The organism is Paracoccus sp. UBA5162 (genome assembly GCF_002413585.1).
Lineage (GTDB): Bacteria > Pseudomonadota > Alphaproteobacteria > Rhodobacterales > Rhodobacteraceae > Paracoccus.
On the sequence record NZ_DHXG01000037.1, the window covers coordinates 14,211 to 39,078 of the forward strand.

Annotated in this window: 24 protein-coding genes and 1 pseudogene; 8 read left to right on the forward strand and 17 right to left on the reverse strand. The window is 66.4% G+C overall.

Annotated elements, in window-relative coordinates:
• The 6 genes and pseudogenes from B4A72_RS05035 to rpsA form a co-directional block, all read right to left on the reverse strand.
• A pseudogene (locus B4A72_RS05035) lies at positions 1-200 on the reverse strand (tryptophan synthase subunit beta); the annotation flags it as partial.
• A 10-nt stretch (positions 201-210) separates the two neighbouring features.
• Positions 211-501, reverse strand: a complete 291-nt coding sequence (locus tag B4A72_RS05040; RefSeq protein ID WP_349675816.1) for a GNAT family N-acetyltransferase — start codon at positions 499-501, stop codon at positions 211-213.
• Positions 479-1,117 carry a phosphoribosylanthranilate isomerase gene (locus B4A72_RS05045; RefSeq protein WP_292951055.1) on the reverse strand — a complete coding sequence of 213 codons (639 nt, stop codon included), beginning with the start codon at positions 1,115-1,117 and terminating at the stop codon, positions 479-481. Before B4A72_RS05045 ends, B4A72_RS05040 begins: the two co-directional genes overlap by 23 nt.
• Positions 1,118-1,543 (reverse strand): LapA family protein, encoded by a 426-nt coding sequence (locus B4A72_RS05050; RefSeq protein ID WP_292951043.1) that lies wholly within the window; start codon positions 1,541-1,543, stop codon positions 1,118-1,120. It lies immediately after the preceding gene.
• Positions 1,544-1,605: 62 nt separating this feature from the next.
• Positions 1,606-1,890, reverse strand: a complete 285-nt coding sequence (gene ihfB / locus B4A72_RS05055; RefSeq protein WP_292951045.1) for an integration host factor subunit beta — start codon at positions 1,888-1,890, stop codon at positions 1,606-1,608.
• Between the two features lie 261 nt (positions 1,891-2,151).
• Positions 2,152-3,831, reverse strand: coding sequence for a 30S ribosomal protein S1 (rpsA, locus tag B4A72_RS05060; protein WP_292951047.1), 1,680 nt, complete (start codon positions 3,829-3,831; stop codon positions 2,152-2,154).
• 326 nt (positions 3,832-4,157) lie between these two features.
• Between rpsA and modA the strand changes: the two genes are divergently transcribed.
• The 3 genes from modA to modC are packed head-to-tail and all read left to right on the forward strand — an operon-like array spanning position 4,158 to position 6,740.
• A complete protein-coding gene (gene modA, locus B4A72_RS05065; RefSeq protein WP_292951049.1) occupies positions 4,158-4,913 on the forward strand; it encodes a molybdate ABC transporter substrate-binding protein in 756 nt (251 codons plus the stop codon).
• Position 4,914: 1 nt separating this feature from the next.
• Entirely contained in the window at positions 4,915-5,610 is a 696-nt protein-coding gene (gene modB, locus B4A72_RS05070; protein ID WP_292978185.1) for a molybdate ABC transporter permease subunit, read from the forward strand.
• Positions 5,607-6,740 carry a molybdenum ABC transporter ATP-binding protein gene (gene modC, locus B4A72_RS05075; RefSeq protein ID WP_292955635.1) on the forward strand — a complete coding sequence of 378 codons (1,134 nt, stop codon included), beginning with the start codon at positions 5,607-5,609 and terminating at the stop codon, positions 6,738-6,740. Before modB ends, modC begins: the two co-directional genes overlap by 4 nt.
• Here modC and B4A72_RS05080 read toward each other — a convergent pair.
• The 11 genes from B4A72_RS05080 to pcaQ all read right to left on the reverse strand — a co-directional run bounded on the left by B4A72_RS05080 (position 6,632) and on the right by pcaQ (position 21,177).
• Entirely contained in the window at positions 6,632-7,480 is an 849-nt protein-coding gene (locus tag B4A72_RS05080; protein ID WP_292955638.1) for a metallophosphoesterase family protein, read from the reverse strand. The genes modC and B4A72_RS05080 overlap by 109 nt on opposite strands.
• On the reverse strand, positions 7,477-8,424 hold the full coding sequence (locus B4A72_RS05085; RefSeq protein WP_292955641.1) for a diacylglycerol/lipid kinase family protein: 948 nt from the start codon (positions 8,422-8,424) through the stop codon (positions 7,477-7,479). The genes B4A72_RS05080 and B4A72_RS05085 overlap by 4 nt, the downstream gene beginning before the upstream one ends.
• A gap of 153 nt (positions 8,425-8,577) precedes the next feature.
• Positions 8,578-8,784 carry a formate dehydrogenase subunit delta gene (locus B4A72_RS05090; RefSeq protein WP_292955645.1) on the reverse strand — a complete coding sequence of 69 codons (207 nt, stop codon included), beginning with the start codon at positions 8,782-8,784 and terminating at the stop codon, positions 8,578-8,580.
• Positions 8,774-9,601, reverse strand: coding sequence for a formate dehydrogenase accessory sulfurtransferase FdhD (fdhD, locus tag B4A72_RS05095; protein WP_292955648.1), 828 nt, complete (start codon positions 9,599-9,601; stop codon positions 8,774-8,776). Before fdhD ends, B4A72_RS05090 begins: the two co-directional genes overlap by 11 nt.
• Entirely contained in the window at positions 9,598-12,543 is a 2,946-nt protein-coding gene (fdhF, locus tag B4A72_RS05100) for a formate dehydrogenase subunit alpha (protein ID WP_292955651.1), read from the reverse strand. The genes fdhD and fdhF overlap by 4 nt, the downstream gene beginning before the upstream one ends.
• Positions 12,540-14,057, reverse strand: a complete 1,518-nt coding sequence (locus tag B4A72_RS05105; RefSeq protein ID WP_292955654.1) for a formate dehydrogenase beta subunit — start codon at positions 14,055-14,057, stop codon at positions 12,540-12,542. Before B4A72_RS05105 ends, fdhF begins: the two co-directional genes overlap by 4 nt.
• Complete coding sequence (locus B4A72_RS05110) at positions 14,054-14,530, reverse strand: formate dehydrogenase subunit gamma (protein WP_292955657.1); 477 nt, start codon at positions 14,528-14,530, stop codon at positions 14,054-14,056. The genes B4A72_RS05105 and B4A72_RS05110 overlap by 4 nt, the downstream gene beginning before the upstream one ends.
• Positions 14,531-14,615: 85 nt before the next feature.
• On the reverse strand, positions 14,616-15,503 hold the full coding sequence (locus B4A72_RS05115; protein WP_292955660.1) for a LysR family transcriptional regulator: 888 nt from the start codon (positions 15,501-15,503) through the stop codon (positions 14,616-14,618).
• A 90-nt stretch (positions 15,504-15,593) separates the two neighbouring features.
• Positions 15,594-18,692 carry an efflux RND transporter permease subunit gene (locus tag B4A72_RS05120; protein ID WP_292955663.1) on the reverse strand — a complete coding sequence of 1,033 codons (3,099 nt, stop codon included), beginning with the start codon at positions 18,690-18,692 and terminating at the stop codon, positions 15,594-15,596.
• A 36-nt stretch (positions 18,693-18,728) separates the two neighbouring features.
• Positions 18,729-20,105 (reverse strand): efflux RND transporter periplasmic adaptor subunit, encoded by a 1,377-nt coding sequence (locus B4A72_RS05125; protein WP_292978186.1) that lies wholly within the window; start codon positions 20,103-20,105, stop codon positions 18,729-18,731.
• 154 nt (positions 20,106-20,259) lie between these two features.
• Positions 20,260-21,177, reverse strand: a complete 918-nt coding sequence (gene pcaQ, locus B4A72_RS05130; protein ID WP_292978187.1) for a pca operon transcription factor PcaQ — start codon at positions 21,175-21,177, stop codon at positions 20,260-20,262.
• Between the two features lie 93 nt (positions 21,178-21,270).
• Between pcaQ and pobA the strand changes: the two genes are divergently transcribed.
• The 5 genes from pobA to pcaG form a co-directional block, all read left to right on the forward strand.
• A complete protein-coding gene (gene pobA, locus B4A72_RS05135; protein WP_292978188.1) occupies positions 21,271-22,440 on the forward strand; it encodes a 4-hydroxybenzoate 3-monooxygenase in 1,170 nt (389 codons plus the stop codon).
• A complete protein-coding gene (gene pcaD / locus B4A72_RS05140) occupies positions 22,440-23,228 on the forward strand; it encodes a 3-oxoadipate enol-lactonase (protein ID WP_292955675.1) in 789 nt (262 codons plus the stop codon). The genes pobA and pcaD overlap by 1 nt, the downstream gene beginning before the upstream one ends.
• Positions 23,221-23,616 (forward strand): 4-carboxymuconolactone decarboxylase, encoded by a 396-nt coding sequence (pcaC, locus tag B4A72_RS05145; protein WP_292955678.1) that lies wholly within the window; start codon positions 23,221-23,223, stop codon positions 23,614-23,616. Before pcaD ends, pcaC begins: the two co-directional genes overlap by 8 nt.
• Positions 23,613-24,335, forward strand: a complete 723-nt coding sequence (gene pcaH, locus B4A72_RS05150; RefSeq protein WP_292955681.1) for a protocatechuate 3,4-dioxygenase subunit beta — start codon at positions 23,613-23,615, stop codon at positions 24,333-24,335. Before pcaC ends, pcaH begins: the two co-directional genes overlap by 4 nt.
• The coding region (gene pcaG / locus B4A72_RS05155; protein WP_292978189.1) for a protocatechuate 3,4-dioxygenase subunit alpha at positions 24,335-24,868 on the forward strand (534 nt) is incomplete at its 3' end. The genes pcaH and pcaG, both read left to right, overlap by 1 nt.

Consider the following 24,868-nt stretch of genomic DNA (forward strand, 5'->3'; position numbering starts at 1 on the left):
GAGGGGCGACCGACATAATGGGTCCAGAGATCATCCATCTGCGCCCAGAAATCGGCGTCGGTCTTGGCGCGTTCGTATTCGGCCTCCAGTGACAGGATCAGCGGCATCAGCGTCTCGCTGACGAAACGGCCGCCATAGATGCCGAAGCGGCCCTGTTCATCGGGGCCGGTCTTGAAGCTGTTCACCAGATCGTCGGCCATGGGTCTGCCTTCACGGTTGGATTCGGGTATTGGGACAACGAAGAAGTCCAGAGGGTTTCTTATAACCGATATGGCCGGGCGTGAAGCCCGGGCGGTCACAGAAGCGCCGCGCACCCGTCCGGGTCGGGTTGCTGGTGAACCGGATCAGGGCGCAGCCTTCGGTGCGGGCGCGGTATTCGGCGTCGCGCATCAATGCCTCGCCAAGGCCACGACTGCGAAGATCCGGGGCGACGCACACGCCCTCGATCTGCGCGCGGCGGTTCAGACCAGCGGCGGGCTTATCCGGCGGCCCGGATGAAATCGCGGATCAGGTCGTGATCCTTGATCCCGGGCGCGGCCTCGACGCCGGAACTGACATCGACGGCCGGCGCGCGGGTCAGGCGGATCGCCTCGGCCACGTTCTGCGGCGTCAGCCCGCCCGCGAGAAACCAGGGCCGCAGCCAGCGCCGCGCGGAAAGCAGGTGCCAGTCGAAGGCCAGGCCGTTGCCGCCTGGCAGAACCGCGCCCTTTGGCGGCTTGGCATCGACCAGCAGCAGGTCGGCGACCAGTCCGTAATCGGTCAGCGCCGACAGATCCTCGGGACCGGAGACGCCCACGGCCTTCATCACGGGCAGGCCGGTCCGGGCCCTGATCGCGGAAACGCGGCCGGGCTGTTCGGTGCCGTGAAGCTGGATCATGTCCAGCGGCGCGGTGGACAGCACCTGATCCAGCGTCGCGTCGTCGGGATTCACGAACAGGCCGACCCGGGCTATTCCGGGCGGGACAACATCGGCCAGCGCCGCAGCCTGGTCAGGCGTCACCGCGCGGGGCGATCCGGCGAAGAAGACGAAGCCCAGGTAATGCGCGCCGGCCTCGACGGCGGTTCTGACATGTTCCCTTTCGCGCAGCCCGCAAATCTTGACCTGCGTCACGGCGATCTATCGCGAACTGGCGGGCAGCGACGTGCCGGGGGCGGGCTGGGCCGAGGCGCCGGAGCGCGGCGGCGTCGTGCTGGTCTTCGGTCGATCCAGGATCGCCAGCACCTCGTCGCGTGGCGCGGCATGGCGGTGGCGCAGTCCGCCGACCTCGTTTTCCAGCCGGGCGACCTCGGCGCTGCGCTGACGCGCCTCGCGGCGGATATGGGTTTCGCGCAGATATTCCCAGACCAGCCCGGCGAGCATCCCGACCGCGAAGGCCAGGAAAATGACGAAGAACAGGGGCAGGTTGACCGACCAGGTTCCGCCCAGGAATTGCCCGAAATTCGCCGGAAAGGCCGACAGCGTCACCATCTGGCGATTGGCGAGGGCGACCGCGATCAGCACGATGGCCAGAAGGGCTACGAACAGCAGACGGATGAAGCGCATGGGTGATCCTCGGATGGGGGCGCGCGGCGATGCGCGACGCGATCATCCCCGTTCTACGCCGGTCAGGCCTCGCCGTTCAACCGATCACGCAGCAATTTGCCGGTCTTGAAGAAGGGCACGTGCTTTTCGTCGACATCAACGGATTCGCCCGTGCGCGGATTGCGGCCGGTGCGGGCGTCGCGCTTCTTGACCGAAAATGCGCCGAAGCCGCGCAGTTCCACCCGATCGCCCCGTGCCATCGCGTCGATGATCTCCTCGAAGACCGTATTCACGATCCGCTCGACATCGCGCCTGAAGAGATGCGGATTTTCGTCGGCAATCTTCTGGATCAATTCGGAACGGATCATCATGCCCCCCTGATGTTTGCTGCTGTCCAGGCCGCCAAGGCAGACCGAACCCTGTGACCGAAAGCAACGCACGAAAACACCCACAAGTTTCCTAGCGATGCCAGCTTTGACGTTTTCGCGCAAGCTGCTTGTTTCGGCCAAGCCCTGAAAACTGCTGGGGAAAACGCCAGAATGACGTCAGGTACACGCCCCGGTTCAGGCAAGGAAGAACCCGCCCGCGGCGGTGGCCGGGGCGGGTGTCGGGTCGTGGGACGGGCGCGCCTACTTGTCGCGGTTCAGCGCGGCGCCCAGGATATCGCCCAGCGACGCACCCGAATCCGAGCTGCCATAGGTGTCGATCGCTTCCTTTTCCTCGGCGATCTCGCGGGCCTTGATCGACAGACCCAGGCGGCGGGTCTTGGTATCGATATTGGTGACGCGCGCATCCACCTTGTCGCCGAGCTGGAACCGCTCGGGACGCTGGTCCTGACGATCACGGGCCAGATCGCTGCGGCGGATGAACGACTTGACGCCATTATATTCCACCTCGATGCCACCATCCTCGATGGCGCTGACCACGGCCGTCACGATCGAGCCACGCTTCACGCCGTCGACCGCCTCGGCCATATGCTCGTTCTCGAGCGCCTTGATCGACAGGCTGATCCGTTCTTTCTCGACATCCACGTCCTGGACGACGGCCTTGACCATGTCGCCCTTGCGGAAGTCCTGGATGGCATCCTCGCCGCGCGCGTCCCAGCTGATGTCGGACAGATGGACCATGCCGTCGATATCGCCTTCCAGGCCCACGAACAGACCGAATTCGGTGATGTTCTTGACCTCGCCCTCGATGACGGTGCCGGTCGGATGGGTTTCGGCGAAAACCTCCCACGGGTTGCGCATGGTCTGTTTCAGACCCAGCGAGACGCGGCGCTTGGCTTCGTCGATCTCCAGCACCATCACTTCGACTTCCTGAGAGGTCGAGACGATCTTGCCCGGATGGACGTTCTTCTTGGTCCAGCTCATTTCGCTGACATGGACCAGACCCTCGACACCGGCCTCCAGTTCCACGAAGGCACCGTAATCGGTGATGTTGGTCACGCGGCCCTGATGGACGCTGCCCAGCGGGAACTTGTCGGTGACGGTATCCCAGGGATCGGCCTGAAGCTGCTTCATGCCCAGGCTGATGCGGTGGCTGTCCTTGTTGATCTTGATGACCTGAACCTTCACCGTCTCGCCGATCGACAGGATCTCGGAGGGGTGGTTCACGCGGCGCCACGCCATGTCGGTGACGTGCAACAGGCCATCAACACCACCCAGATCGACGAAGGCGCCGTATTCGGTGATGTTCTTGACGACGCCGTCGACCGTCTGACCCTCGGTCAGGTTGGCGATGACCTCGGCGCGCTGTTCGGCACGCGATTCTTCCAGAATGGCGCGACGCGACACGACGATATTGCCGCGGCGACGATCCATCTTCAGGATCTGGAACGGCTGTTTCAGACCCATCAGCGGGCCGGCATCGCGCACCGGACGCACATCGACCTGCGAGCCTGGCAGGAAGGCCACGGCGCCGCCCAGATCGACGGTAAAGCCGCCCTTGACGCGACCGAAGATGGCGCCCTCGACGCGCTCTTCATCGGCATAGGCTTTTTCCAGACGGTCCCAGGCTTCCTCGCGGCGGGCCTTTTCGCGGCTGATCGAGGCTTCGCCGCGGGCGTTTTCCACGCGGTCCAGATAGACCTCGACCTCGTCGCCGACGGTGATGTTGGCCTCTTCGCCGGGATTTGCAAATTCTTTCAGATCGACGCGGCCTTCCATCTTGTAGCCGACATCGATGATGGCCTGACCCGCCTCGATGGCGATGACGCGGCCCTTGACGACGCTGCCCTCATCGGGCGTGTCCATGTCGAAGCTTTCGTTCAGGAGGGCTTCGAATTCCTCCATCGTCGCTTTAGCGCACATATATGATCGGTTTCCTTTGGTTCGATTTCACTGGCCTGACGGTTGGCTCCGCCGGTCTTTATGATGCCCGTCGCGGCAACGACAAAGGGTCGCGGCACGATGCCCGACCCGTTCCCATGCGGCCTGTTCTGACCCTGTCGCCCGATTGACTGGATCGGATATAGTCAGGAAAGACGCGAAACTCAACGGGGAAAGTGCCTTGCGACGCTGATCGGACGACAAGGCGGCGAACGATCGTCCCGATATGTCGGGACGGAAATATCGCTTGCCTGCCGAGGCAGGATTCCGTTAGGTTCGGGCGGATATTACGACATGCCGAGATCCGAATGCGCCCGTTCCTGATCGCCGCGGCTTTCGTGGCCGCGCTGCCCGCCCATGCCGGCGATGTCACCGTCTTCGCGGCGGCCTCGCTGAAGACCGCGCTGGACCTGATCGCCGCCGACTTCACCACGAAGACCGGCGATCGGGTGGCGATATCCTATGCCGGATCGGGACAATTGGCCCGACAGATCATCGCCGGGGCGCCGGCGGACCTGTTCATCTCGGCCAATGTCGCCTGGATGGACGAGGTCCAGGACGCGGGTCTGGTGGCCGATGGCGCGCGCAAGGATCTGCTGGGCAACAGGCTGGTGCTGATCGCCCCTGCAAGGAAGGATGGTGCGCCGCCGGTCGAGATCGGACCCGACACCGATCTGCAAGGATTGCTGGAGGGCGGCAAGCTGGCCATGGCGCTGGTCGATGCCGTGCCGGCCGGGCAATATGGCAGGGCGGCGCTGGTCAATCTGGGGTTGTGGGACGATGTGCGGGCCGACGTGGCGCAGGCCGACAATGTGCGCGCAGCCCTGGCACTGGTTTCGGCCGGGGAGGCGCCGTTGGGCGTGACCTATGCGACCGATGCCGTGGCCGACCCCGATGTCAGCGTGGTGGGCACCTTTCCAGCCGGCAGTTATCCACCGATCATCTACCCGGCCGCCTTGCTGAAGAACGCCGATGACGCCTCGGCGCGGTCCTTTTATCAGGCGCTGTCGGGAAAGGCCGCCGGGCAGATCTTCGAGGCTCAGGGCTTCAGGATGCTGAACTAGCGTGCCGGACTGGCTGTCCCCGCAGGAATGGCAGGCGGTCGCGCTGTCGCTGAAGGTCTCGGCGGTGGCGGTGCTGGCCAGCCTGCCGCCGGGTTTGCTGGTGGCCTATGCGCTGGCGCGCTGGCGGTTTGCGGGCCGCGGGCTTCTGAACGGGCTGGTCCATCTGCCGCTGGTCCTGCCGCCGGTCGTGACCGGCTATCTGCTGCTGCTGACCTTCGGCCGGCGCGGCAGCATCGGTGCATTCCTCGACCAGTTCGGCATCGTCTTCGCCTTTCGCTGGACGGGCGCGGCGCTGGCCGCTGCGATCATGGCCTTTCCGCTGATGGTCCGCGCGATCCGGCTGGCCATCGAGGCGGTGGACCCGAAACTGGAACAGGCCGCCTCGACGCTGGGCGCCTCGCGGCCATGGGTCTTCGCGACCATCACCCTGCCGCTGATCCTGCCCGGAATCCTTGCGGGCATGATCCTGGCCTTTGCCAAGGCGATGGGCGAATTCGGTGCGACGATCACCTTCGTGTCCAACATTCCCGGCCAGACCCAGACCCTGCCCTCGGCCATCTATGCCTTCCTTCAGGTGCCGGGGGGCGAGGGCGCGGCCGTGCGGCTGGTCCTGATCGCCGTCGCCATTGCCATGGGCGCGCTGTTCCTGTCCGAAGCCCTGTCGCGCGCCGTGGCCCGCCGCATCGGGGGCGGATGATGCTGTCCGTCGCCATCCGCCACGCCTTTGCGGACTTCACGCTGGATGCGCGATTCGAGGCCCCGGCCGGCGTTACCGCCCTGTTCGGCCAGTCGGGATCGGGCAAGACCAGCATCGTCAACGCCGTCGCCGGCCTGATGCGCCCCGACCACGCCCGCATCGAGGCTGGCGGCACCGTCCTGACGGATACCGCGGCACGCCGATTTCTTCCGCCCCACCGGCGCGGTATCGGCTATGTCTTTCAGGAGGCGCGGCTGTTTCCGCATCTCAGCGTGCGGCAGAACCTGCTTTACGGACGCCGCTTCTCGCATGGCGGCGGCGCCGTGCAGGATCGCGTGGTCGAGATGCTGGGCATCGGGCATCTGTTGCAGCGCCGTCCCGCAGCCCTGTCGGGGGGCGAACGCCAGAGGGTGGCCCTGGGCCGCGCGATCCTGTCCAATCCCCGCCTGCTGCTGATGGACGAGCCCCTCGCGGCGCTGGATCAGGCCCGCAAGGACGGAATCCTGCCCTATCTGGAACGTCTGAGGGACGAGACCGGCCTGCCGATCCTCTATGTCAGCCATTCCGCCGCCGAGGTTGCGCGGCTTGCAAACACCATCGTGCTGCTGCGGGCCGGCCGCGTCGCCGCATCCGGCCCCGCCGCGCAGATCCTGTCCGATCCCGCCACAGCGCCGCTTCTGGGTCCGCGCGAGGTGGGCGCGATCCTGTCCGCGCGGATCGAGGCGCAGGAGGCCGACGGCCTGACGCGCCTTGCAAGTGCTGCCGGGCCCTTGTGGCTGTCGCGGATCGACAGCGCGACGGGCGCCGTGCTGCGCCTGCGGATTCTGGCGCAGGACGTGATGATCGCGCTGGATCGCCCGACGGGCATCTCGGCGCTGAACGTGCTGGCGGGCGTGGTCCGCGACCTGACCCCCGATGATGGCGCCATGCTGGTGCGGCTGGAGGCAGGATCCCAGACGCTGCTGGCGCGGATCACGACACGATCGGCCCAGGCGCTGGCGCTGCATCCGGGCAAGCCGGTTCACGCGGTGCTGAAGGCGGTTTCCGTCGCGCCGGGCAGTATCGGCTCGGGTTCGGATCCTTCGATCAGCCGCCATGCGCCGCCGGCGCGCGACAGCCGCAGCGTCTGAGGCGGGTCGAAATCGTCCTGCGCCATGGGCGCGACATGGCGGTGGATCACCGCCTCGTCGCCGTCGATGTCCAGCACCGCGAATTCGTTCTGCCTGTCGCTTTCGCGCGCGCACAGCGCCGTGCCCGCCTGCACCTGAAGAATGCGCCGATGGCCGTGATCCAGCAGGTTCGCGGCGCTCCAGACGTGCAGATGGCCGCTGAAAACCATGCTGACGCCCGCCGCTTCCAGGCGTCGCAGCAATTGCGGGGCGCGGGCGGCCAGTTCCTTGTCCACACCCGGCATGTGCTGCAACGGATGATGCAGCGCGACGATGTTCACCGCCAGCGGATCAAGGCTGGCGGTCAGTCGGGCGATCTCTCCATCGCGGATCACGCCGCGCTGCCAGGCAAAGGGATCGACGCTGTTCAGGCCCAGCACGCGGACCCTGCCCGCAACGCCGGCCGGATCAAGATCGGGGTTGATCGCCAGCCGGTAGCCGCGCCAGGGGATCAGGAAACGCACCGGGATATTGTAGAGCGGCACGTCATGGTTTCCCGGCACGCTCAGCACCGGCGCGGTGATACGCGACAGGAAATCGGCGGCCAGCCCGTATTGACCGGGACGTCCACGATGGGTCAGATCACCGGTGACGACGACCAGATCCGCAGCCGCCCGGTTGATCCGCGCCAGCAGCGGTTCGACAAGAGACTGACGGTGAAACCCGAAATGCAGATCCGACAGATGCAGGATCCGGGTCATCCGCCGTTGTCCCTTGTCTTGTTGACCCCGTCCGCCGGCAACAGCACCTGCAAACCGTCATGCCAGACCCGCAGGCGGAACGGACTGGCCATCACCGTCTTTTCGCCGTCATGGGCGACCAGCATCCTGTGCTTGCGCGATTCGATCGTGACCTCATCGGTCTCGATCAGGTCGAAATCGCTGTTTCGGGCGGAAAACCCGAAGGCCAGCCGCAACGCAGAGCGGATCAGCGGCATCGGCTTCAGCGCCTTCGCGATCAGCAATGCGAACTTGCCCTGCCGGATCGCGTCTGCGCCTTCCAGCCCGAAATTGTCCAGCTGATAGGCGCTGCGGGCGACGAAGACCAGCGCGGTCGTGACATCGCGCGTATCGCCGTTCACGCGGGCTTTCAATTGCATCGGGTGGCGCAGGCGGCGCAGGGCGACCAGCACCGACCAATAGGCCGCGATCCGCGACCGGCCCCAGCGCTTGTAGATGCTTTCACGGGTCTTCAGGATATGTGGATAGGCGCCAAGGCTGACATTGTTCAGAAAGATGAGATTTTCGATCTGGCCGATGTCGATCGGACGGGCGCAACCGTTGCAGATGGTCTCCAGCGCATCCTCGATCGTCTCGCCGACGCCCAGGTCGCGGGCAAAGTAGTTGAAGGTTCCGCCGGGCAGAATACCCATGACGGCCTCTGTCCCGGCCAGCGCCCCGGCCACTGCCGATTGCGTGCCATCGCCGCCGCAGGCGATGATCAGGCCAAAGCCGTCGCCGACCGCCTGCCGCGCCATGTCGGTCAGATCGCTGCCGCGTGTCGTGGGACGGATCTCGAAATGCGCGCAGCGCGGCTTCAGTGCGTCCTCGATCTGGCCGCGCAGTCGTTTCTCCTTTCCGCGGCCCGAGCCCCGGTTCATCACCACGCATACGCGCAGTCGCGACAGATCCAGCGTCTCGGACATTTCCTGCTCCCGCGGTTCTTCATGCCTTTGCGGATCCAACCCGCGACTGGCAGCCGGGTTTCACGCAAAGGCAAAGAACGGCACGACAGGCCGGGGTGCTGCGACATCAGGATCTCGTGAAGGCCATTTCAGCCGCCGCGAATGGCGATGGGGTCAGTCCCGCAGAAGCCTTGCGGCGGCCTCGACGCTGGGGTCGAGGCCAGCGCCGCCGGCGCGAATGTAATCCTGCAACTGCGTCCGCATCCGGGGTTCCCAGAAATCGGCCAGATGGGCCGCGACCTTCGGCGCCGGATCCCCCGGCTGGGTGTTGAAAAAGGCGGCGATCTGGTTGGCCATGACGACCATCTTTTCAGGCGACATCGGAAACCTCGTCCCGCAGGCGTTCGGGGTGGCAGAACAGATCGAATCCCTCGCCGCGCGCGAAGGCGGCCAGGGTGATGCCCGCGCCCGTTGCCAGCCGCAGGGCATGGGCAGTGGGGGCGGAGACGGCGATCAGCACACAGCCGCCCGCCATGGCGCATTTCTGCACCATCTCGACCGAGACGCGGCTGGTCAGCACGAAGGCGCCCTGCCCCGCCTGATGACCCTGCCGTGCCATCGCGCCGATCAGCTTGTCCAGCGCGTTGTGCCGTCCCACATCCTCGCGTGCCAGGACCACGCCCTTGCCTGGCATCAGGAACCCGGCGGCGTGGACCGCCCGGCTCTGGTCGTGCAGCGGCTGCCAGCCGCGCAGGGATTCGGTGGCGCCGGCGATCTCTTCGACGCTCAGCACCGGGCCCGCGCCGTGGCGATCGGGCAGCGCGCGCACCGCCTGATCGAGGCTGTCGATCCCGCACAGCCCGCAGCCCACCGGTCCGGCCAGCGTGCGCCGCCGCGCGGCCAGCGCATCGCCCCGGTCCTCGGCCAGCCAGATCCGCGCCTCGACGCCCTTGTCGTGGGTCACGATCTCGCACGAGGCGATCTGACCGGTCCCGGTCACGATCCCTTCGGTCAGCGAGAAGCCGATCGCGAAATCCTCGATATCGGCGGGCGTCGCCATCATCACCGCGTGGGTGGTGCCGTCATAGACCAGTGCGACCGGCGTTTCCTCGGGCACGACACGCTGCGCGGCGGCGCGGCTGCCCGGCCGGACATGGACCGCCTGCACGCGGGCCAGGGGATCGGGCAGCGTTGTCATTCCGCGGCGGGCAGGATGCGGCGGGCGCGTTCGGCCTGTTCGTTATAGCATTCCTGCCAGTCCGAAGGCCCGTTCGAGGGACTGACCTGCACTGCCGTCACCTTGTATTCCGGACAGTTCGTCGCCCAGTCCGAAAAATCCGTGGTCACGACATTGGCCTGCGTCGCCGGATGGTGGAAGGTCGTGTAGACCACGCCCGGCGCCACCCGGTCGGTCAGGGTCGCCCGCAGCGTCGTCTCGCCCGATCGGCTGGCCAGCCGCACCCAGTCGCCCTGGTTCACGCCGCGCGTCTCGGCGTCGTGGGGGTGGATTTCCAGAACGTCCTCGGGGTGCCAGACGACATTCGCGGTCCGCCGCGTCTGCGCGCCCACATTGTATTGCGACAGGATCCGCCCCGTGGTCAGCAGCAGCGGGAAACGCGGCCCGGACTTCTCGTCGGTCGGCAGATATTCGGTGACGATGAAATGGCCCTTGCCCGACACGAAGTGATCCACATGCATCGTCGGCGTGCCTTCGGGCGCGGCCTCGTTGCAGGGCCACTGGACCGATCCCTTCTCTTCCAGAAGGGCAAAGCTGACGCCTTCGAATGTGGGGGTGGTCGCCGCGATCTCGTCCATGATCTGACTGGCATGGGTATAGGTCCAGTTCGCGCCCATCGCGTTGGCCAGGGCCTGCGTCACCTCCCAGTCCTCGAAACCGTTCAGCGGCGCCATGACCCGGCGGACGCGGTTGATGCGGCGTTCGGCATTGGTAAAGGTGCCCTCCTTTTCGAGGAAGGACGAACCCGGCAGGAAGACATGGGCGTAATTCGCGGTCTCGTTCAGAAACAGATCATGGACGATGACGCATTCCATCGCCTTCAGGCCCGCCGCGACATGGTGGGTATCGGGGTCCGATTGCAGGATATCCTCGCCCTGGCAGTAAAGCCCCTTGAACGTTCCCTCGACCGCCGCATCAAGCATGTTGGGGATGCGCAGGCCGGGTTCGGGGTCGATCTCGACCCCCCACGCCGTCTCGAAGATCTTGCGGACATCGGGCAGTTTCACATGGCGATAGCCGGGCAGTTCATGCGGAAAGCTGCCCATGTCGCAGGAACCCTGGACGTTGTTCTGCCCCCGCAGAGGGTTCACGCCGACGCCCTCGCGTCCGACATTGCCGGTCAGCATCGCAAGGTTGGCGATCCCCATGACCGTGGTCGAGCCCTGGGAATGTTCGGTCACGCCCAGACCGTAATAGATCGCCCCGTTGCCGCCGGTCGCGTAAAGCCGCGCGGCGGCACGCAGATCGGCGGCGGGAACGCCGGTCAGCGGCTGCATGGTTTCGGGGCTGTGGCGGTCCTGACTGACGAATTCGGCGTAATGCTGAAATTCGTCCCAGTCACAGCGCTCGCGGATGAACGCTTCGTCCACCAGCCCCTCGGTCACGATGACATGCGCCATTGCGGTGACGACGGCGACGTTGGTGCCCGGCCGCAGCGGCAGGTGATAGGCTGCCTCGACATGCGGGCTGCGCACGATATCGGTGCGGCGCGGATCCACGACGATCAGCCGCGCGCCCTGACGCAGCCGCTTTTTCAGCCGGCTGGCGAAGACCGGGTGGCCATCGGTCGGATTGGCACCGATGATCATCACCACATCGGCCTTCTCGACACTGTCGAAATCCTGCGTGCCGGCCGAGGTGCCGAAGGTCTTGCCCAGTCCGTAGCCGGTCGGCGAATGGCAGACCCGGGCGCAGGTATCGGTGTTGTTGTTCAGAAACACCGCCCGCGCCAGTTTCTGCACCAGGTAGGTTTCCTCGTTGGTGCAGCGGCTTGAGGTGATGACGCCGATCGACCGGCGGCCGTATTTCTGCTGCAACGCACTCATCCGGCCGGCGGCAAAGGCCAGAGCCTCGTCCCATTCGACCTCGCGCCAGGGCTCGTCGATGCGGTCGCGGATCATCGGCTTGAGGATGCGGTCGCGGTGGTTGGCATAGCCATAGGCGAAGCGGCCCTTGACGCAGGAATGGCCCCGGTTCGCCTTGCCATGCTTGTAGGGGACCATGCGGACAAGCTGATCGCCGTTCAGCTCTGCCTTGAAGCTGCATCCGACGCCGCAATAGGCACAGGTGGTGATGACCGACCGATGCGGCGTGCCCATCTCGATCACGGATTTTTCCTGCAAGGTCGCGGTCGGACAGGCCTGCACGCAGGCACCGCAACTGACGCATTCGGAATGCAGGAAATCGTCGGTCGCCGCCCCGGCGCTGACCTTGCTGTCGAAGCCGCGCCCCTCGATGGTCAGCGCGAAGGTGCCCTGCACCTCTTCGCAGGCCCGGACGCAGCGCGAACAGACGATGCATTTCGACGGATCGAACGTGAAATAGGGGTTGCTTTCGTCCTTCGGCACATAACGGGGATTGGCCTGATCGACCGGCATCCGCAGCCGCGCCTCGGCCTGGCTGCGCGCGCCGCTGCCCGAGGGATCGAAATGGTTCTGGCCGGGCGCATAGCGCACGTCGCGCAGACCCACCTGCCCCGCCGCATCCTGCAATTCGCAATCGCCATTGGCCGCGCAGGTCAGGCAATCCAGCGGGTGATCGCTGATATACAGCTCCATCACCCCCTTGCGGATGCGCTTGACCTTGCCGGACTGGGTGTGAACGACCATGCCTTCCGCCACGGGCGTGGTGCAGGATGCGGGCGTGCCCTTGCGGCCCTCGATCTCGACGACGCAGAGGCGGCAGGATCCAAAGGCTTCCATATTGTCGCTGGCGCAGAGCTTGGGAACCATGATCCCGGCCTCGGCCGCGGCCCTCATGACCGAAGTGCCCTCGGGCACTGTCACCGCGAAACCGTCGATGCTCAGGCTGACGGGGGCGCCCGACCGGGCGGGCGTTCCCATGTCGCGCTCGTCCTGCGGATCGGAACCGGGCGGGAATTGCGGGATGATGAAGTCCTTCATTCGGCGGCCTCCTTGCGGGTCGCGAAGTCGTCGGGGAAATGGCGCAGTGCGGACATGACCGGGAACGGGGTGAAGCCGCCAAGCGCGCAGAGCGAGCCGTCCTTCATCGTCTCGCACAGATCGGTCAGCAATTCGGCGGCGGCGGGATCGCCGGCGGCGATGCGGTCGATGGTCTCGACCCCACGCACCGCGCCGATGCGGCAGGGCGTGCATTTGCCGCAGGATTCGATGGCGCAGAACTCCATCGCGAAGCGCGCCATGCGCAGCATGTCGGCGCTGTCGTCGAACACGACCAGCCCGGCATGGCCGATCAGCCCGCCCTCGGCGTCGAATTCCTCGTAGCCCATCCTGGTGTCGAACTGACCCTCATGCAGATAGGCGCCCAGCGGTCCGCCGACCTGCACCGCCTTCACGGGCCGGCCGCTGGCGGTGCCGCCGGCGACGTCGTTGACGACCTCGCCCAAAGTCAGGCCGAATCCGGCCTCGAACAATCCGCCGCGTTTCACATTGCCGGCGATCTGCAGCGTCGCAGTGCCGCGCGACCTGTTATGGCCGAAGCCCGCGTAATGGTCGGCGCCCTTCTCGAAGATCACGGGGATCGTGGCCAGCGTGATGACGTTGTTGACCACGGTCGGCTTGCCCAGAAATCCTTCCAGCGCCGGCAGCGGCGGCTTGGCGCGCACCACGCCGCGCTTGCCTTCGAGGCTGTTGAGCAGGCTGGTTTCCTCGCCGCAGACATAGGCGCCCGCGCCCACGCGGATCTCCATCTCGAAGGCGTGATCCGATCCCAGAACGGATGGGCCCAGCAGGCCGCGCCTGCGCGCGATCCCGACCGCCGCGTTCATTGCCCGGATCGCATCGGGATATTCGCTGCGCAGATAGACATAGCCGCGCGTCGCACCCACGCCGATCCCCGCGATCGCCATGCCCTCGATCAGGGTGAAGGGATCGCCCTCCATGATCATGCGGTCGGCGAAGGTGCCGCTGTCGCCCTCATCGGCGTTGCAGACGATGTATTTCTGCATGGCCTCGGCCTGCATCACCGTCTTCCACTTGATGCCGGTGGGAAAGCCCGCACCGCCCCGCCCGCGCAGCCCGCTGGCGGTGACCTCCTGCACGATCTCCTCTTGGCTCATGGCAATGACCCGGCGCAATCCGGCCAGACCGCCATGGGCCTGGTAATCGTCGTAATCCAGCGGATCGGTCAAACCGCAGCGCGCGAAGGTCAAACGGGTCTGGCGGGCAAAGAACGGGATCGCCTCGACCGGGCCCAGGCTTTCCAGCTTGCCGTCCAGCAGCGCGGCCACATCCTCGGGCGCGACGGGGCCGTAGCCCACGCGCCCGTCTCCGCGGTCGATCTCGACCAGGGGTTCCAGCCAGATCATGCCGCGCGAGCCGTTGCGGATGATCCGCACGTCAATTCCGCGTGATGCGGCCTCGCGGGCGATGGTTTCGGCCACCTCGTCGGCGCCGACGGCCTTCGCGGCGCTGTCCATGGGAACCCAGATCCTCATGCGCCGGCCTCGGCCAGCAATCTGTCAAGGCGGGCCGCATCCAGTCGCGCGACGACGCGGTCGTCCAGCATGGCGGCGGGGGCGCAGGCGCACAGGCCCAGGCAATAGACCGGCTCGACCGTGACCGCGCCATTGGCCGTGGTGTCGTGCCAGCCGATGCCCAGCCTTGCCAGGGTCGCCTCGGCCAGGGCTTGGCCGCCCATGGACTGACAGGCCTCGGCCCGGCAGAGGCGCAGAATATGCTTTCCCGCCGGAGCCTTGCGGAAATCGTGGTAGAAGCTGACGACACCGTGGACCTCGGCCCGCGACAGGTTCAGCAGATCGGCCAGAACCGGCACCGCGGCTTCGGGCACGCAGCCGTATTCGTGCTGCACCGCGTGCAGCATCGGCAGTAACGGCCCTTCGAGCGAGGCGAGCGGCGCGGCGACCGCGCGAATCTCGTTCTCGGTCGGGGCTTGCGCATCGTGATGCATGGCTGGCCTTTCGACGGTCCCGTGGCTTCAGCAAACAGGTCCGGCAATGGAAAATCAATAACGCAATTCCGTCAGTCGATAGAAATTACCTATCGACAACCAGCCGCCGCGCCTCGGCCAACAGCGCCTCCAGCACCGGCGTATGCGGTTCGCGCCACGGCGCGACCAGACCCACGGCGTGAATCGTCTGCGGCTTTTCCAGCGGGATCAGGCGCAGGTTCTTGCCGTGGCCCAGAAAGGCGGCGATATCCTCGGGCAGGATGGTGACCCAGCCCCCCTCGACCACATGGGAGACCAGCACCACGGTCGAGCCGGATTCGACGCTGGCCTGCGGCGTCACCCCGGCGGCCGAAAGGTTGCGATTGATGATCCGCCGGTTCTGCATGTCCGAGGTCAGCAGGCACAGCCGCTGCCCGTCCAGATCAGCCCATGCCACGCGATCGCGACCCGCCAGATCGCTGCCCGGGTCGCAGACCAGCATGTAGCGTTCGTCGTAAAGCGGCACGGTCGAGACCTTGCCCAGCGGTTCGTTGTCCAGATAGGAAATCCCCGCATCGACGTCGAGATCGTCGATCATCTGCAAAATCTCGACCGAATTGCGCGACAGGATGGTGAAGGCGACGTTCGGATGGGCCCGGCCGAAGCGGGCGCTGATCCGCGCGGCCCAGGTCAGCGCGGTCGGGATGACAGCGATGCGCAACCGTCCCGACAGGCCGTGCCGGGTGGCCCGCATCTCTTCGCGCAACTGGCGGCTGTCGCCGACGATCCTGCGTGCCCAGATCAGTGCCGCCTGCCCCTCGGGCGTCAGGCCGCCAAAGCGCGAGCCTCTAAAGATCAGCAGGACGCCAAGCTGTTCCTCAAGCTGCTTGATGCCGGCAGACAGGGTGGGCTGGGTTATGCCCAGGCTGGTGGCGGCGCGGCCGAAATGACGTTCTTTCGCGACGGCAAGGAACATTTCCAGCTTGTCGATCAAGGCGGTCTCTCCCAGAGGCAGGCAAGGCCCGCGGGTCGTATCCAGGGGCCGCGCGCCGCGGCGTGAAGAGACGCGCGGCCATCCCCGGCCTCAGTCGAACTGGTCCTTGCGGCCCAGCAGGCGGCGCATCAGCACGTAGAACAGCGGCGCGAACAGGATACCCAACGCGGTGGCGGCCAGGGTTCCGCCCAGCACGGTCGCGCCGATGGCGTTGCGCCCGTTCGCGCCCGCGCCCGAAGACAGGACCAGCGGCAGGACACCCAGCGAAAAGGCGATCGAGGTCATGATGATCGGGCGGAACCGCTGGCGCGCGGCCTCGACCACGGCCTTGAACAGCGGCATCCCGGCCTGCGACTGCTCGCGCGCGAATTCGACGATGAGGATCGCGTTCTTGCCGGTCAGCCCGATCACCGTCAGCAATCCGACCTGGAAGAAGACCCCGTTGTCGAAGGCCCCCGCCCAGGCGCCGGCAAGGGCGCCGAGGATTCCGATGGGCATGACCAGGATCACCGCCAGCGGGATCGACCAGCTTTCGTAAAGCGCCGCCAGGCACAGGAACACGGCGGCCAGCGACAGCGCATAAAGCAGCATCGTCTGGTCCCCGGCCTGCCGTTCCTCCAGCGACAGGCCCGTCCATGCGACATCGAAACCGCCGGGCAACTGGCCGACCAGCCGCTCGATCTCGGCCATGGCGTCGCCCGAGGACACACCCGGCGCGGGACTGCCCTGGATCTGCATCGAAGGAATGCCGTTATAGCGGTTCAGACCCTGCGGCCCGAAGGTCCATTCGCCCTCCGCGAAGTTCGCGAACGGCACCAGCCCGCCGGTCGCGTTGCGCACCCGCCACTTGTCCAGATCCGAGGGTCCGGCGCGCGAATCCGCCTCGCCCTGGACATAGACCCGCTTGATCCGGCCACGATCGACGAAATCATTCACATAGGCGCCGGTCCAGGCGATCTGAAGCAGCGTGGCCACGTTGTCGGCCGTCACCCCCATCGCCCCCGCCTTGCGCCAGTCGATGTCGAGATTGAACTGCGCCGCGTCTTCCAGGCCCGAGGGACGGGCCTGCGCGATCAGCGGGCTCTGGGCCGCCATTCCCAGCAACTGGTTGCGCGCCTCCAGCAGTTGTTCGTGGCTCTGGCCGCCGCGCGCCTGAAGGTAGAAGTCGAAGCCCGAGACATTGCCAAGCTCGATCACCGAGGGCGGCACGATCGGGAACACCATCGCGTCCCGGATCTGGCTCAGCGCGCCGAAGGCCCGGCCCGCCAGCGCCTGCACCGACTGCGACGGATCGGGACGCTGGTTCCAGTCCTTCAGCCGCACGAAGGCGATGCCCACGTTCTGACCCTGCCCCGCGAAACTGAACCCGGCGACGGCGAACATGCTGTCGACCACATCGCCTTCCTCGTTCATGAAGTAATTCTCGACCTGATCCAGAACCGCCCTGGTCCGTTCGGTCGTGGCCCCGGTCGGCCCGTTCACCAGCACGAACATGATGCCCTGATCCTCATCCGGCAGAAAACCTTCGGGCGTGCGCAGGAACAGAAAGACCATCGCCGCACCAAGGGCGGCATAGATCAGCAGCACCCGCAGCGGCCGGCGCACGATCCAGCCGACAAGGCCGGTATAGCCGCGCGTGGTGCCGTCGAAGCCGCGGTTGAACAGCCCGAAGAACCCGCGCCTCTTGCCATGCGCGGGTTTCAGAAGCTGCGCGCAGAGCGCCGGCGTCAGGGTCAGCGCGACGACCACCGACAGCGCCATGGCCGAGACGATCGTGATCGCGAATTGCTGATAGATCACGCCGGTCGAGCCGGGAAAGAACGCCATCGGCACGAAGACCGCCGACAGCACCAGCGCGATGCCGACCAGCGCGCCGGTGATCTGGCCCATGGATTTGCGCGTCGCCTCGCGCGGGGAAAGTCCTTCTTCCTCCATGATGCGTTCGACATTCTCGACCACGACGATGGCGTCGTCGACCAGAAGGCCGATCGCCAGAACCATGGCCAGCATGGTCAGGGTGTTGATGGTAAAGCCGAAGACCGCCATGATCCCGAACGTCCCCAGCAGGACGATGGGCACGGCCAGGGTCGGGATCAGCGTCGCGCGCCAGCTTTGCAGGAAGACGAACATCACCACGGTAACCAGCGCGATGGCCTCGATCAGGGTCTTGACCACCTCCTCGATCGAGATCTTGACGAAGGGCGAGGTGTCGAAGGGGATCACGTAGTCCACGCCTTCGGGGAAGAACCGGGCGAATTCCGCCATCCGCGCCTTGACCAGATTGGCCGTGTCCAGCGCATTGGCACCCGGCGCAAGACTGATCGCCATCCCCGATGAGGGGCGCCCGTTATAGGTTCCCGCCGTGCTGTAATTCTCGGCCCCGATCTCGACGCGGGCCACGTCGCGCAGCAACACGAGGCCGCCGCTTTCCTCGGCCCGCAGCACGATCTGGCGGAAATCCTCGGGCGTGGACAGCAGCGATTGCGCGGTGACGGTGGCGTTGAGCTGCTGACCCTCGGGCGCGGGCTGGCTGCCGAAGGCGCCGGCCGAAATCTGCGTGTTCTGGGCCGAGACCGCGGCGACGACATCGGATGGCGTGATCTGGTAATTGGCCAGTTTCGACGGATCCAGCCAGATCCGCATTGCGTATTTCGCGCCAAAGACCTGCACGCTGCCCACGCCCTCGATCCGGCTGAGATCATCGACGAGATTCGTGACCAGATAGTCCGACAGGTCGGTCTGGTCGTAATTCTCGTCCCCGATCAGGCCCACGACCATCAGGAACCCGGCCGAGGATTTCTGCGCCGTCACGCCCTGCCTCTGCACGGCCTCGGGCAGCAGCGGCGTGGCCTGGGACAGCTTGTTCTGGACCTGGACCTGGGCGATGTCGGCATCGGTCCCGGTCTCGAAGGTCAGCGTGGTCTGCGAGGTGCCCGAGGAACTGGACGACGACGAGATATAGCGCAGCCCGTCCAGTCCGGTCATCTGCTGTTCGATGATCTGGGTCACGGTATTGGCGACGGTATCGGCCGACGCGCCCGGATAGGCGGCCCGGATCGCGACCGAGGGCGGCGCGATCTGCGGATATTGGGCAATGGGCAGGGTCAGGATCGACAGCACGCCCACGCCCATGATCAGGATCGAGATCACCCAGGCGAAAACCGGACGGTCGATGAAGAAGCGGGCCATGGGAAATCGTCCTATCCGGGCGTGGTCAGAAGCGGTTCATTCGGCGGCGGGCTGCGCGTCCGGGGCCGGTGCGGCCGACCCGTCCCGGGCATTCGCGCCCTGGGACAAGGCGCCCGCCGTTTCGGCCTTGCTTGCGTTGCCGGTCGCATCCCTCCCGGTCGCGGCATTGTCCGAGGCCGGTGCGCCGGAGGCATCGTCACCGGATGCGCCCGGATCCGCCTGCGCGGGATTGGCCGTTCCGGACGGCTTTTCCGGCTTGCCCTGCTGGCCGCCGGCCGGATCGGCCGGGCGTTCCTCGGGCGCGACCGTCATGCCCGCCCCGATACGCTGAAGACCGGCGACGATCAGGCGGTCGCCCGCCGACAGGCCGTCGCGAACGACCCAGTTGTTGCCGCGATCCTGCACGATATCCAGTTGCCGCTGCTCGACCACGTTGTCGGCATTCACGACCATGGCGACGGGGCGGCCGCGTCGGTCGCGGGTCACCCCCTCTTGCGGGGCGAGGATCGCGTCCTTGATCTGGCCCTGCGGAATTTCGGCCAGCACATACATGCCGGGCAACAGGAAGCCGTCGGGATTGGCGAATTCCAGCCGCAGGGTCACGACTCCGGTCGTCTCGTCCACGCGCGGCTCGGCCGCGGTCAGCGAGCCGGTGTATTCGTAGCTGCTGCCATCGGCCAGACGCAGCGCGACAGTGCGGTCAGCGCCCGCCGGCAGCGCGGCATCGGCCCCCTGGCGCTGCCAGCGCAGGATCTCGGCCGCTGACTGGGTGACGTCCACGCGCACCGGATCGATGCGCCGGATCACCGCCAGCGGGCTGGCCTGACCAGCCGTGACCAGGGCGCCGGGACTGGCCTGGGCCAGACCGATCACCCCGTCTATGGGGGCGGTGATCGTGGTCCGGTCCAGCTCGATCCGCGCCGCCTGCACCTGCGCCTCGGCGGCCTTCACCTGCGCCTCGGCCGCGTCGCGGGCGGCAATGGCACTGTCCTGGCTTTGTTCGCTGGCGACGCGGCGGTCGCGCAGCGCGCCGACCCGCTCGGCGTCGCGGGCGGCGGCAGAGGCTTGCGCCTGGGCCTGCGACAGCGATGCCTCGGCCTGTGCGAGGGCGGCTTCATAGCTGCGAGGGTCGATCCGGTACAGCGGATCGCCGGCGCGGACGGGGCTGCCTTCCTCGAACAATCGCTCGGTGATGAGACCGGCGACCTGTGGGCGCAGCTCGGCCTCGGCCGAAGCGACGACGCGACCCGGCAGGCTGGCCGTCAGCGTCACGTCCCGTGCCTGCAACGTGACCACCGTCACCTTCGGCGGCGGCGCCTCGCCACCGCCGGGCTGCTGGGCCAGCACCGCGCCGGGCTGCGCCAGAACCGCGCAGAGACCCGAAAGAACAAGGAACCGTTTCAGCGTCGTCATGCGGCCCGCCAATCCTGATCAATTGTCATGTCGAAAGCACGCAAGCGGCCGAGCGCCGGCGCATCGCCCGGAACCTACCGGCCGGATCGGCCAAGGACAACCCCCGAAACGCCGCTTTCGCGGAACCTGCCCGAATATGACGCAAGGTGCCTGCTCAGGCGGCAAAGCCCGGCCGGGCCAGCGCCCGCCGAACGGCCAAGGCGAACATGTCCTGCGCCGGATCGGGCCGTGCATCGGCGCGCCGCATCAGGCCGATCGGGCCTTCGGTCATTGCCGTCTCGACCGGCAGCCGCGTCAGCGTGCCTTCACTGATGTCGCGGGCCACGACCCCGGCCGAGATGAACCAGATGGCGTCGCTGTGTCGCGTCTGGACGCGGCCGAATTCGCCCGAGACGCTTTCCACCCGGCGCCGCGGAACCGGGATGCCCTGCGCGATCAGCAATCGTTCCACGAATGGCCGGATGGCCGAACCGGGCGGCGGATAGATCACCGGCCAATCGCCGATCCGCCGCAGGTCGGGATCGGCCAGGATCGGATGGCCGGGCCGCACCACCACCGCCACCCGCTCCAGATAAAGCTGGGTAAAGCTGAGGCCGCGCATCGTCTCGGGCGCGCCCAGCCGCCCGATCACGGCATCAAGCTGGCCGTCGCGCAGCAGCGCCGTCAGATAGCCGTGCGGCCCGTCCGTGATGACCAGCCGCAGATCGGCCTCCATGCGACCGAGTTCGACCAGCACCTCGGGCATCAATCGCGCCGCGACCGAAGGCAGCGCCCCCAGTCGCATCTGCGCCACCCCCGCGCCGCCGGCCTGTGCGATTCCCGCCAGGCCCTGTTCCAGCGCCGCGAGGCTGGTCTGCGCATGGGGCAGGAAGAATTCGCCCTCGGGCGTCAGCGCGATACCGCCGCGGCCGCGGGTCAGCAGCTCGGCGCCCAGGATTTCCTCCAGTTCCGACAGCGTTCGCGAGATGGCCGGCTGGGTCAGCAAAAGCCGCCGGGCCGCGCCTTTCAGACTGCGCTGGCGCACGATCTCGGTGAAGGTCTGCAAGTGGCGGATCTTGATGCGTCGGTCCATGATTGCGCTTTCTGGTAAGTATTCTGCCACATATCTCATTTTACCTTTCGATTTCCATATGCAAGTCTTGCGACCGGAGAGGGGAAGGGCATCATGCGCGCACAGGTCGTGATCATCGGCGGCGGTCCGGCGGGCCTGCTTCTGGGCCAGCTTCTGCACAAGCGCGGCATCGAGGCCGTGGTGCTGGAACGCAAGACCCGCGACTATGTGCTGGGTCGGATCCGCGCGGGCGTGCTGGAATCGGGACTGGTCGCGTTGCTGGAAGAGGCCGGGGTCGCCAACCGGCTTCGCGCCGAAGGTTTCGTGCATGACGGCACCCGGATCGCCGCCGGAGGCGAAATCTTTCATGTCGATTTCAAGGCGCTGACCGGCAAGCCGGTGATCGTCTATGGCCAGACCGAGATGACGCGCGATCTCTATGATGCACGGGCGGCGACGGGCGCGCGGACCGTCTTCGAGGTCGATCACGTCGCCATCCACGATGCCGATGGCGACGCGCCCTTCGTGACCTACGCGCAGAGCGGCGCGGAACACCGCATCGACTGCGACTTCGTGGCCGGCTGCGACGGCTTTCACGGCATCAGCCGTCAGGCCATCCCGCTGAATCTGCGGCGGGAATACGAAAAGACCTATCCTTTCGGCTGGCTTGGCGTGCTGTCGCGCACGCCGCCGGTCGACGAGGAATTGATCTATGCCAATTCCGAACGCGGTTTCGCGCTGTGTTCGATGCGCAACGACAATCTGTCGCGCTACTACATCCAGTGCGCGCTGTCCGACCATCCCGAGGACTGGACCGACGCCGCCTTCTGGGCCGAGTTGCGCCGCCGCCTGCCCGAAGAGATCGCCGCACGCCTGGCGACCGGCCCGAGCATCGAGAAATCCATCGCCCCGCTGCGATCCTTCGTGACCGAGCCGATGCGGTGGGGGCGGCTGTTCCTGTGCGGCGATGCCGCCCATATCGTGCCGCCGACCGGCGCCAAGGGACTGAATCTTGCCGCCAGCGATGTGCATTACCTCTATCATGCGCTGGCGCAATTCTACGAGGAACGGGATCGCGAGGGGATCGAGCGCTATTCCGAACGGGCGCTGCTGCGGGTCTGGAAGGCCGAACGCTTCAGCTGGTGGTTCAGCAGTCTTCTGCACCGCTATCCGGATCAGAACCCCTTCGATCTGAAGATGCAGCAGGCCGAACTGGCTTTTCTGCGCGACAATCCCGCACAGCAGCGCGCCTTTGCGGAAAATTACGTGGGGCTGCCATACTGATGCTGAGCGCGACGATCAACGGGGTTGACCTGCATTACGCCGATGACGGTCCCGGCGATGGTCCGGCGCTGGTCTTCGCCAATTCGCTGGGCACCGATCTGCGGGTCTGGGACCGGCTGCTGCCCCATCTTCCCGACGGTCTGCGGGTGGTGCGATATGACAAGCGCGGCCACGGCCTGTCGCAGGACGCGCCCGGCCCCTGCACCATGGACGCGCTTGCGGATGATGCCGCCGGACTGATCGCGCATCTCGGCCTTTCGCGGCCGGTTTTCGTGGGCCTGTCCATCGGCGGGCTGATCGGATTGTCGCTGGCGCTGCGGCATCCGGGTCTGCTGGCCGGGCTGGTCGTGTCGAACAGCGCCGCAAAGATCGGCGAGGCGGCGATGTGGCGCGACCGGGTCGCCGCCATCCGCGCCGATGGTCTGGCCAGCATCGGACCGGCGACGATGGAGCGCTGGTTCTCGGCCGGCTTCCGCGCCAGCGGGGCCGCGTCGCCCTGGCAGCGGATGCTGGAGCGTCAGCCCCTGGAAGGCTATGCCGCCTGCTGCGAGGCCATCGCGGCCGCCGATCTGCGCAAGCAGGCGACCGGCCTGCGCCTGCCGGTGCAGATGATCGCGGGCGATCGGGACGGCGCCACCCCGCCCGGGATGGTGCAGGCCACGGCCGATCTGATTCCGGGCGCGCGCATGGACGTGATCCCCGGCGCGGGCCATATTCCCTGCGTGGAAACGCCGCGCGAATACGCCGCCATCATCACCCGCTTCCTGAAGGAGATCGGTCATGTCTGACACCCATTCGCAAGGGATGAAGGTCCGGCGCGAGGTTCTGGGCGATGCCCATGTCGATCGCGCCGAAGCCGAAAGAACCGATCTGGATGCGCCGTTCCAGGATCTGATCACCCGTTTCGCCTGGGGCACCGTCTGGGCCGGCGACGGCATCACGCGCCGCGAACGATCCATGCTGACGCTGGCGCTGCTGGCCGCAACCGGCAATTTCGAAGAAATTCCAATGCATATCCGTGCCACCGCGCAGACCGGGGCCAGCCCTCGGGACGTGCGCGAGGCGTTTCAGCATGTCGCGATCTATGCCGGCGTGCCGCGCGCCAATCACGCGCTGAAACTGGCGCGGGACACCTATGCCCAGATGGATGCCCGGCAAGGGGAGGTCAGCGAATGAAACCCGCCGAATACCACCAGCGCGACCGCAGCCTGCATCCGCCTGCGCTGACCCCGAAATACAAGACCAGCGTGGCCCGCAGCCCGCGCTGGCCGATGATCTCGCTGGAAAACACCATCAGCGAGATCACCGGCCCGCGGTTCGGCCATGCCGACATCGACCCGATCGACAACGATCTGATCCGCAACTACGCCAAAACCGGCGATCCTGTGGGCGAACGGATCATCGTCCATGGCCGCGTGCTGGATGAAAACGCGCGCCCGGTCCCCAATACCCTGGTCGAGATCTGGCAGGCCAATTCGGGCGGGCGCTATCGTCACAAGAAGGACACCTATCTTGCCCCGATCGACCCCAATTTCGGCGGCTGCGGGCGAACGCTGAGCGACGAGAACGGACAATACGCCTTTCGCACGATCAAGCCCGGCGCCTATCCGTGGCGCAACCGCGTCAATAACTGGCGCCCCGCCCATATCCATGTCTCGGTCTTCGGATCGGGCTTTCTGCAGCGACTCATCACCCAGCTTTACTTCGAGGGCGACCCGCTGATCGCGCATTGCCCCATCGTCCATGCCATCCCCGACAGGGACGCGGTCCAGCAATTGACGGCGAAACTGGATCTGAACGCCACGATCCCGCTGGATTCCATCGCCTATAAATTCGACATTGTGCTGCGCGGCCGCCGCTCGACCCTGTTCGAGAACCGGCTGGAGGGAAACTGATGCCACAGGAATTGCACTATCTGCGCGAATCCGCATCCCAGACCGCGGGCCCCTATGTCCATATCGGTCTGGCGCCCGGCGCTGCGGGCTTTGACATCTATCGCGAGGAACTGGGCCGCGACATCGCCGGGCCGAATGCGAAGGGACAGCGGATCCGGGTCGAGGGGCTGGTCATCGACGGCACGGGAAGCCCGGTCAAGGATGTCCTGCTGGAGGTCTGGCAGGCCAATGCGAACGGGCATTACGCCCATCCCGAGGGCGGCGGCCCGGTCGAGGACGGATTTCGCGGCTGGGGGCGTGTGATCACCGACTTCGACAGCGGCGAATGGGGCTTCGACACGGTGAAGCCGGGGCCGGTTCCGGGGCGGAACGGATCGGTGCAGGCGCCGCATCTGAATTTGTGGATCGTCGCGCGCGGGATCAATATCGGGTTGAACACGCGGATGTATTTCCCTGACGAGGCCGACGCGAATGCCGCCGATCCGGTCATCAACCTGATCGAATGGGAAAAGCGCCGCGCCACCCTGATCGCG